The organism is Methanosarcina sp. A14, assembly GCF_001729375.1.
GTDB lineage: Archaea > Halobacteriota > Methanosarcinia > Methanosarcinales > Methanosarcinaceae > Methanosarcina > Methanosarcina barkeri.
This window is the reverse complement of record NZ_LZPK01000167.1, coordinates 1-9,066: the sequence shown is the minus strand read 5'-3', so window position 1 is coordinate 9,066 and position 9,066 is coordinate 1. Positions and strand designations below refer to the sequence as shown.

General features: G+C 39.4%; 7 protein-coding genes. 6 read left to right on the top strand and 1 reads right to left on the bottom strand.

Features of this window, described 5'->3' with window-relative positions; all coding sequences use genetic code 11:
* Positions 1 to 257 precede the first annotated feature (257 nt).
* The 3 genes from A9239_RS08760 to proC all read left to right on the top strand — a co-directional run bounded on the left by A9239_RS08760 (position 258) and on the right by proC (position 3,942).
* Positions 258 to 1,601 carry a glutamate-5-semialdehyde dehydrogenase gene (locus A9239_RS08760; protein WP_048121881.1) on the top strand — a complete coding sequence of 448 codons (1,344 nt, stop codon included), beginning with the start codon at positions 258 to 260 and terminating at the stop codon, positions 1,599 to 1,601.
* A gap of 149 nt (positions 1,602 to 1,750) precedes the next feature.
* Positions 1,751 to 2,902, top strand: coding sequence for a glutamate 5-kinase (gene proB, locus A9239_RS08755; protein WP_048123569.1), 1,152 nt, complete (start codon positions 1,751 to 1,753; stop codon positions 2,900 to 2,902).
* Positions 2,903 to 3,123: 221 nt separating this feature from the next.
* Positions 3,124 to 3,942, top strand: coding sequence for a pyrroline-5-carboxylate reductase (gene proC, locus A9239_RS08750; RefSeq protein ID WP_048121876.1), 819 nt, complete (start codon positions 3,124 to 3,126; stop codon positions 3,940 to 3,942).
* A 281-nt stretch (positions 3,943 to 4,223) separates the two neighbouring features.
* On the opposite strand, the gene A9239_RS08745 is transcribed toward proC, so the two are convergent.
* Complete coding sequence (locus tag A9239_RS08745) at positions 4,224 to 4,913, bottom strand: peroxiredoxin (RefSeq protein ID WP_080941590.1); 690 nt, start codon at positions 4,911 to 4,913, stop codon at positions 4,224 to 4,226.
* Positions 4,914 to 5,389: 476 nt separating this feature from the next.
* Here A9239_RS08745 and A9239_RS08740 point away from each other — a divergent pair, with 476 nt between their 5' ends.
* The 3 genes from A9239_RS08740 to A9239_RS08730 all read left to right on the top strand — a co-directional run bounded on the left by A9239_RS08740 (position 5,390) and on the right by A9239_RS08730 (position 8,889).
* The gene (locus A9239_RS08740) at positions 5,390 to 6,373 is read left to right on the top strand and encodes a DUF523 and DUF1722 domain-containing protein (protein WP_048121874.1); all 984 of its coding nucleotides are present in this window, start codon (positions 5,390 to 5,392) and stop codon (positions 6,371 to 6,373) included.
* A 37-nt stretch (positions 6,374 to 6,410) separates the two neighbouring features.
* Complete coding sequence (locus A9239_RS08735) at positions 6,411 to 7,502, top strand: hypothetical protein (protein WP_048121872.1); 1,092 nt, start codon at positions 6,411 to 6,413, stop codon at positions 7,500 to 7,502.
* A gap of 745 nt (positions 7,503 to 8,247) precedes the next feature.
* Positions 8,248 to 8,889, top strand: coding sequence for a serine O-acetyltransferase (locus tag A9239_RS08730; RefSeq protein ID WP_048121870.1), 642 nt, complete (start codon positions 8,248 to 8,250; stop codon positions 8,887 to 8,889).
* Positions 8,890 to 9,066 lie beyond the last annotated feature (177 nt).

The window sequence follows — 9,066 nt, the reverse complement described above, 5'->3', positions numbered from 1 at the left end:
ATTCAATGATAAGATGATTACCTGTAATTCAATGATAAGATGATTATCTGTAATTCAATGATATGATCATTATCTGTAATTCAATGATAAGATCATTACCTGTATAATCCAATAGTAAGATCTTTAGTAAGATCTTACTTCTATCCGTTATCGAGTAATGCCGAATCTTCTGTAAATTAAATGATACAATAACAGGTTTGGCTGCCCAATTCCTTAAACTAAGGCATACAGAAATCATTATATTAGAAGGTGATTATATGGCTGAAGATATTAAATCCAAGGTAATAAAGGCAAAAAAGGCATCGATTGAACTTTCCAGTGTAAGTACGGAAGTAAAAAACCTTGCGCTTGAGGCCATGGCTCAGGCTCTGGACAAGGAAAGGACAGCTATTCTGGATGCAAATGCAAAAGATCTTGAAGCTGCGGCGGAACTGAAAAAGAAAGGGAAGCTTACTCAGGCTCTTGTAGACAGGCTTAAAGTAAGTGACTCAAAGATTGATGGAATGATTGCAGGAATCAGAGATGTAATTAAGCTCAAAGATCCTGTAGGAGACACTCTCTCTACTCTTGAGCTGGACAAAGACCTTATTCTCTACCAGGTGAGCTGTCCTATTGGCCTTATAGGTGTCATCTTTGAATCTCGACCTGACGTGGTGCCTCAGGTTATGTCCCTTTGCCTTAAGAGCGGGAACGCGACCATCTTCAAAGGCGGGAGTGAAGCCAGAGAGTCAAACCGCACGATTTTCCAGATTCTTGTAAAAGCCATAGAATCCACAGACGGCATGCCAGCAGGGGCTTTCCAGCTTATGGAAACCAGAGAAGAGATAATGGACCTTTTGAGCCTTGATGCCTATGTAGACCTCCTTATCCCCAGGGGTTCAAATGAATTTGTCAAGTTTATTCAGAAAAATACGAAAATCCCTGTACTGGGGCATACCAGTGGGATCTGCCATATCTATGTGGACGAATATGCGGATCTCGATACAGCCTGGAAGGTCTGCTTCGATGCGAAAGTACAGTATCCTGCAGTATGCAACGCCATTGAAACCCTTCTGATAAACCGTAAAATTGCAGATTCTTTTCTGCCGAAAATGGCAGAGATGTACCTTGGTGCAGGGGTTGAATTACGCTGTGACGAGGATAGTTATACTCTGCTTGAAAAAAGAGGGCTTTCTCCTCTCTCACGAGCTACGGAAGAGGACTGGAGTCTTGAGTACAATGATCTCATTCTTTCGATAAAACTCGTTAATACTATAAAGGAAGCTATCGACCACATAAACACTTTCGGTTCCCATCACACCGATGGAATAATAACTGAGAATGCTTCAAGAAGAAAGGCGTTCACAGCGCTTGTTGATTCTTCGAGTGTTATGGTAAATGCCTCAACCCGTTTTGCGGACGGCTATCGTTATGGGAAAGGAGCTGAGGTCGGAATAAGCACAAACAAAATCCATTCCCGTGGTCCTGTAGGCATGGAAGGTCTTCTGATCTACAAATATATCTTGCTTGGGAAAGGGCAGGTTGTTGCAGACTACGCAGGAGAAAATGCAAAACCCTATACGCACAGAAAACTTGACCTTAAGTTTGAGAATGTAAATTGAAACCCTGTTGAAGAATGCCGAAGACTTATGATATGTTTATATACCTGAATTGGAATACCAGCTCAAATTGAGTGCAAGCGATGGAAATCCGGATTGCAGCTGTTACTAATTTCAGCTGTATTCCCAAAATATTTTACGAGGCCTTGTTATTGACAGATAGAAATGAATTCCTCAATGATGTTAATAAAATCGTTATCAAAATCGGTACTTCCTCACTTACAAAACAGAACTGTGACAGTACAAAAGAAAACTGTAGTATTGATCCTACCTTTATAGAAAATATTGCAGCTCAGGTCTCCGAACTTCGAAAGCGCGGAAAAGAGGTAATTGTGGTAAGTTCGGGGGCAATAGGTGTAGGACTCTATGAGCTGGGCATTTCTCCAAAACCTCGTGAAATTCCTATCAGGCAGGCAGCGGCAGCGGTAGGACAGAGCATCCTTATGCAGTACTGGAGCGAAGCTTTTTCGAAACATGGGATAAAAGTTGCTCAGATCCTTCTTACTTATGAATTCTATTCTGACCGGGTATCCTACCTTAACCTAAGAAACAGTATCTCTACCCTTCTGGAATATGGGGTAGTTCCCATAATAAATGAAAACGATTGTACCTGTACAAACGAGATTGAAGCAATCTTTGGAGACAATGACAAGCTTTCTGCAATGGTTGCAAGCAAAATCGATGCTGACCTCCTGATTATTCTTTCGGATATCGACGGCCTTTTTGATAAAAACCCAAAGATACACGATGATGCCAGACTCATCTCTCTCGTGGAAAAAATCACGCCTGAAATTGAAAGTTATGGGGGTGACCCTACAAGCTTCAAGGGCGTAGGAGGAATGAGGACCAAGATAAAAGCTGCAAAGATCTGTAGCATGGCAGGCTGCTATGTCTTGATTGCAAACAGCGAAATTAAGGACGTGCTTCTGAAGGTTTTGTCTGGGGAAGAGATAGGTACCCTTTTCCTGGCTGAAAGGCATATCCAGAAGAACCGTGCCCGCTGGATCATTCTTGCAAGGGCTTCAGGCACTATCCGTGTAGATGCAGGGGCAAAAGACGCAGTTCTCGGGAAAAACAGTCTTCTTCCCGCGGGAGTTGTGGAAGTTGAGGGAAATTTTGATAGGGGAGATGTGGTTAGATTAGAGTGTGAAGGCAGGGTCTTTGCGAAAGGAATTACAGACTACACCTCTGAAGAACTTCTAAAAATAAAAGGTGCCCACACCGACGAAATTGAGGGTATTCTGGGCTATAATAATTACAGTAATGTAATAAAAAAAGAAAATATTGGCATAATAGAGAACTGAATTAAATTTCCAGCATACTCAAAGAATTAAACTGGATTTTTTGGGATTTCTGAAGAATCCAAATTAATTTCTTGTAGTTTGGAAGCTTTTATCAATCTACTAATTTCTTATAAATTTATTTGGGCTATAAAGTCCCTTTAAATTACTCAATACTAATCGAAAATACGTTTTGAGGTAATTACCTCGATATTCCCATTTATTTTGAAAATAGGAGAAATTATATGGTAGATCAGAACCGAAAGATAGGATTTATCGGAGCAGGAAAAATGGGCTCTGCACTTATGCAGGGAGTTATAAAGGCCGGAATTGTAAAGCCTGAAAACCTTGGCGCAGCCGACGTTTACGAGCCTTTCTTAAACGATCTGAAGGCAAAACTTGGCATTAATATATCTACTGACAATACTGTGATCGCCAGGGCATCCGATATTCTTCTTCTAGCAGTAAAGCCCCAGACTCTGGGTTCGGTACTCGAAAATCTTAAAGCTGACATAACTTCTGATAAACTTGTTATCTCAATTGCAGCCGGTGTGCCTCTTGCCACTTACGAAAATGCGCTTCCTGCTGGCACAAGAGTCATACGTGTAATGCCAAACATTGCGGCCACAGTTTCCGAAGCTGCTTCAGGCATTGCTCCAGGCAAAAATGCCACTCCCGAAGATGTGAAAACTGCCCTTGAGATCTTTTCTGCAGTTGGTACTGCAGTCCAGGTGTCTGAGTCCATAATGGATGCAGTTACAGGTCTTTCAGGCAGTGGGCCTGCATTTATCTTCCCTGTAATTGAGGCAATGGCCGACGGGGCTGTTCTTGAAGGAATGGATAGGAAAAGTGCTCTCACTCTCTCAGCCCAGACTGTACTTGGGGCTGCAAAAATGATGCTTGAAACAGGCTTGCACCCCGGAGAACTCAAGGATATGGTTACTTCTCCTGCCGGGACTACCATTCAGGGTGTTCATGCCCTTGAAGAGGCTGGAGTCAGGGCTGCGTTTATGAATGCAGTTATAAGGGCAACCGAACGTTCAAAAGAACTTGGAAAGAAATAAATTTCTCTTTTCCATCTTATTCTATTTTTTCATTTGGTAACTGTTCAGCCCCTGCAAAATAGGTCTATTGATATTAATTCCAATGTGATTGAGCAGTGCAAATAAAAACCAGTGAAATAAACCAGTGAAATACAAAAAACATGATCAATAACTAGCAATTGAAAATTATAAACTTAAAAATATTTGCTCATGAGTTCTAATAAACATGGTTATTGATCATGTTTTGCTCATACTGAGTATTTGCCCAGACTGAGCAGGCACAAAAATTTTTATTCTCTGAATTATTTCTTACTATCTTTTTTAAAGCACAAAAACCAGTCAAGACAGTACATATTTTCTTCTGGCTTACCGGTTCTTTCTTTTACGGCTTCCATCGAACTGGGAGGTGGAACAATAACATCCTCTCCAGGCTGCCAGTTTGCTGGAGTTGCTACTTTCTCTTCTTCATTTTTCTGCAGGGCGGTCAAAAGCCTTTTTATTTCCTGCATATTTCTTCCCGATGATTGCGGGTAGTAAAGAATTGCTCTTATCTTTGCTTCAGGATCTATGATAAATACGGCTCTTACAGCCTGTGTGGTTGATGCTTTTGGCTGGATCATTCCGTATTTTTTTGCAACATCCATTTTCAGGTCGGCTATTACCGGAAACTTTACCTCTACATTTTTCATTCCTTTATACTCGATTTTTTCCTCTATCCTCTTAAGCCACGCAATATGAGAGAACACGCTGTCTATAGAGAGCCCTATCAGCTCAGTGTTCATCTCTCTAAATTCCTCCTGCATACTGGCAAAAGTCATAAATTCGGTAGTACATACGGGTGTGAAATCTGCAGGATGACTGAAAAGAATAACCCACTTACCTTTGTAATCATCAGGGAAATTGATTTGTCCCTGAGTTGTTACTGCTGTAAATGACGGTGCATCATCTCCGATCAGAGGCATGTGTATCTGTTCATATTCGGCTTCTACCATATTTTTCACCTATTTTCAAGCTCATGCTTTTTCTTTCGGGACCGAAAACTGAGTTCAAGTTCAGAGGCTTTCCCTTAAAAGAGTTCGAAGTCTTACTACCCTTTAAAAGAGTTTGGAGTCTTACCACTTAAAAGCCCTTTTTCCCTCAACCGTCCCCTAACTATCTATAGTTATTTTTGTTCTTATATATTTGTTCCGAAATACGGACAAAAAATTTACTTTGTTAAAAATACTTTTTTTTAAAACCTTATTTTCTTTTGGTTTTTATTTTTCCCAAAATAAGTACTGTGAACCTATTTTCAATTCCTTTTTTGTCAATACTTTTAGTTTTTATGTGTTAAGTGTTTTGAAGTCTTTTTGAAGTCTTTTTTAACTGATCCCTACCTTATAACGTCTTATCTTTTAAAAAGAAGTCTTATAAGGCTTTCTTTTGGAAAATAATTTATGCTGGAACTCCTTTGTTATATGGGGGTTAAATGAGAGAGTTTGTTCGGCCAAAGGTTGTGGTTAGTAGGTGCCTTGGGTTTGACCACTGTCGATACAATGGGAATATCATAAATAGTTCGATAGTGGCAAACCTCATGGAGTATGTTGATTTCCTGCCTGTCTGCCCTGAAGTGGAGATAGGGCTCGGTATCCCAAGAGACCCGTTAAGGATTATTCTTGAAAATGGGGAACAGCGGCTTGTCCAACCCGCAAGTGGCAGGGATGTAACTGAGGCTATGGAGACATTTTGCACTGATTTTCTTGGTTCTGCGGGAGAGATTGATGGTTTTATTCTTAAATACAGATCTCCTTCTTGCGGCATTAAGGACGTAAAAGTTTACCCGACTACATCGTTCAAATCAGCGGTAATTGGGAAAACTTCAGGATATTTCGGGAGTGCAGTCCTGAAAGAGTTTTCCTATCTTCCTGTTGAGGATGAAGGAAGGCTAAGGAACGCTCGCATAAAAGAACATTTCATGACCAGGATTTTTATGCTTGCCGCTTTCCGAAAAGTAAAATCCGAAGGCCGCATGAAGGACCTTGTTGCATTCCATACCGAAAATAAGTATCTGCTCATGGTATATAGCCAGGAAGAACTCAAGAAACTGGGAGCTATTGTTGCAAATAAAGAACAGGAAACCTTTCAAGAACTGGTTTCTGAGTACGAGAGGCATCTTTACCGCGCCCTTTCCAGACCTCCCAGGTATACTTCAATTATTAATGTACTCATGCATGCCTTCGGACATTTTTCAGAGCGTCTCTCAAACCAGGAAAAAGCACTATTTTTTGGCTGGATCCAGAAGTACAGGAACGGAAAAGTCTCTCTTTGCCCTGCAATTAGCATCATCAGGTCATGGGCCGTGCGCTTTGAAGACCAGTATCTTACGAATCAGACCTTTTTTGAACCCTATCCAGAAGGCCTGATGGAAGTGGACCCTATAGACTCTCATCTAAGGGAAGACCTCTGGAAATGAACTCGTAAACTATGAACTTCTGGGCGGGGATAATTTTATGAAACACTTGACCGCTTTGTTTTATTTCTTTTTACTCCTTTCTCTGATCGGATTTCTCATAACCTGGTCCAACTCTGAAACTTCCATAGATTCCTACATAGGCGATGCTGGAGAGAGTCTGATAGGAGCAGATATTGTAAATTCTGAGCCTTACAGCGCCTCGATAACAGAGGAGTCAACAACTCCTGGAACGTTTTCCCAAACTTACTCCTGGGAATACGAGGGCTGCAACTGGCAGCTTACTCTGCCTCTTAATAATGAATTGTATGAAAAATATAAGTCCAGGACTAGGAACCGAGACTACGATCTGTTTGCTTCAGATCCATACGATGACTGGTTAATTAAGGACATTGCAGAGGCTTTACTCTCTCTCTCAAAAGCTCACGGGCTTGAAAAAAGTCAAATTCCAGGACTTTGTATTTCTTTTGTCCAATCCCTTAACTATATCTCGGACCTTGAAAGCTCGGGTTATGACCAGTACCCCCGTTTTCCTTATGAAACTCTTTATGAGAACGGTGGGGACTGTGAAGACACTTCAATTCTCTCTGTGGCAATTCTTCAGGAGATGGGTTACGATGCTATCCTTCTGGAGCTTCCTGAACATATGGCTCTCGGGATAAAATGTAACAATGGGTACAGAGGCAGGAGTTTCGAGTATGAAGGCAGCAATTACTACTATCTGGAGACTACAGGGAGTGATTGGCAGATAGGTGAAGTCCCGGGAGAATATTCCGACCAGCCTGTACATGTTGTTCCTGTTTATAGAAGGCCCATGATTAATCTTGATTTCAAAGCACAGTGTGCATACTCAAAAAAAGAAGGGGTTGTAGATATTAACGTAACAGTAAGAAACGTGGGTTCGGAGAAAGCTGAAAATGCAACCGTTTACGTTGCCCTTCAGGCTGAAGATAAGCTTTCTTTGTGGGATGAAATTGAAAGTTCTTCAATTACGATTGAGCCGGAAGGAGTTTTCAATTACACTGCAAAAGGCCTTACAGTTCCTGCAGGAAATAAATTCAGGGTATATGTACAGGCATCTGGAGAAAACCTCGTACCTGAAAACATAACCAGTAAGTGGGCTATGATCTGAAAATCCGGCCTTCTGAAATGTTTATATAAAAAAGAACTGCACGTAAAAATTTAACTTACAGAGCGTCGTAAAAGTCTAAATTTATTAGAGATTCCTAATTTTTACAACGCTTTCGAAAAAAGGAAATATTCAAAAGAGACAAATTGTTAAGAGTAAGGTTTTCTCGGTTGACAATAATATCTTAATAATTAGCAAATTATTCTTGATTGTAAGCAAGAAGGAACCTGACATTACACGAAGACAAAGTTCCTCACATTCCCACATTCTGGGTCCTGGCTTCAATTTAACTGGATAAAGATATGATATTGGCTTCCAATATGATGCGAGGTTTGGAAATAATGCTCAGAATACGATGTGAAAGAGATTTTCTTGCCAATACCTATAAATCTAAAAACACAAACATACAGATTTTTTACTGACATCTTTTTTCCAGGTGTAGATTTCTGGTATATATAGTTTAAACAGAAAAAGCTACTTATGTTTATTTAATTGTGACTTGCTTTATACACAGATTTATATAACTATGACTACAACTATTAAAACTTACTAATTATTAAACCTTACGCGGTTGAACTGAGAAATCAATAGCATCAAACCCTCAACTGTCTAAACCCTTGCCTTATTCACAACGTTGATTGTGGTTGATTTTGTACTTCAAGTGCGTAATTCCTAACTCTAAAACTAGAAATATATATCCTAAAAATTATTTTCAATGACGATCCGGATTATTCATAGGCGAGTTTTTATGATTCAATCAAAGAAAGATTATATATTTTATTTAAAAGCAGATGAAATTGCACTTAAAAAAAAAGGAGGTACAGTTCAGTATTATAGGGATTATCTTTTGGATGATATCTGGAGATTTGAGAGATTACTCAGGAAAAGAGAATTCTATATAAATTGCAAAAAAGGTATTATATATAAACCATATTCTCTGTACCTTTATTTTAAATTCCAAAGATTAAGCACGAAATTAGGATTTACTATACCTCCAAATGTATTCGGGCCTGGATTATCTATTGCTCATAAAGGTACTTTAATTGTAAATAGCAATGCACAAGTTGGTGAAAATTGTCGCATTCATACTGATGTAAATATTGGAACAAATGCCTATAGTATGGAGGACGAATTAAGACCGGATTTTGTATTGCCTGTGCCAAAAATAGGAAATAATGTATATATTGGTCCCGGCGTTAAAATCTTTGGAGATATTGAAATTGCAGATAATATCGCAATAGGTGCAAATTCAGTAGTAAACAAATCCTTTAAAGAAGAAGGTATTACAATAGCAGGAGTTCCAGCAAAAAAAGTTAGTAGTGAAGGATTTGATAAATGTTACTATAAAGCTACAGACATTTTAAGAGGATTCTATAAACTTCCTCAGTAATTTGCTTGTTATTACGTGAAGACAAAATATCTTAATGTCCACATTCCGGACCTTAGCCCACTTTCCGCAGTAAATTTTCGTAAATTCATATTTTTACTGCTATCGATTTTCAATCAAACGTGGATTTATTGGACTTTTATGTAGTAGGTTAAAGCAACTATGTGGTGTATTTAGAGG

Excerpts from the sequence above, each read along its gene's own strand:
- A9239_RS08760 (WP_048121881.1), top strand. The coding sequence starts at position 258 with ATGGCTGAAGATATTAAATCCAAGGTAATAAAGGCAAAAAAGGCATCG.
- proC (WP_048121876.1), top strand. The coding sequence starts at position 3,124 with ATGGTAGATCAGAACCGAAAGATAGGATTTATCGGAGCAGGAAAAATG.
- A9239_RS08745 (WP_080941590.1), bottom strand. The coding sequence starts at position 4,913 with ATGGTAGAAGCCGAATATGAACAGATACACATGCCTCTGATCGGAGAT.
- A9239_RS08740 (WP_048121874.1), top strand. The coding sequence starts at position 5,390 with ATGAGAGAGTTTGTTCGGCCAAAGGTTGTGGTTAGTAGGTGCCTTGGG.
- A9239_RS08735 (WP_048121872.1), top strand. The coding sequence starts at position 6,411 with ATGAAACACTTGACCGCTTTGTTTTATTTCTTTTTACTCCTTTCTCTG.
- A9239_RS08730 (WP_048121870.1), top strand. The coding sequence starts at position 8,248 with ATGATTCAATCAAAGAAAGATTATATATTTTATTTAAAAGCAGATGAA.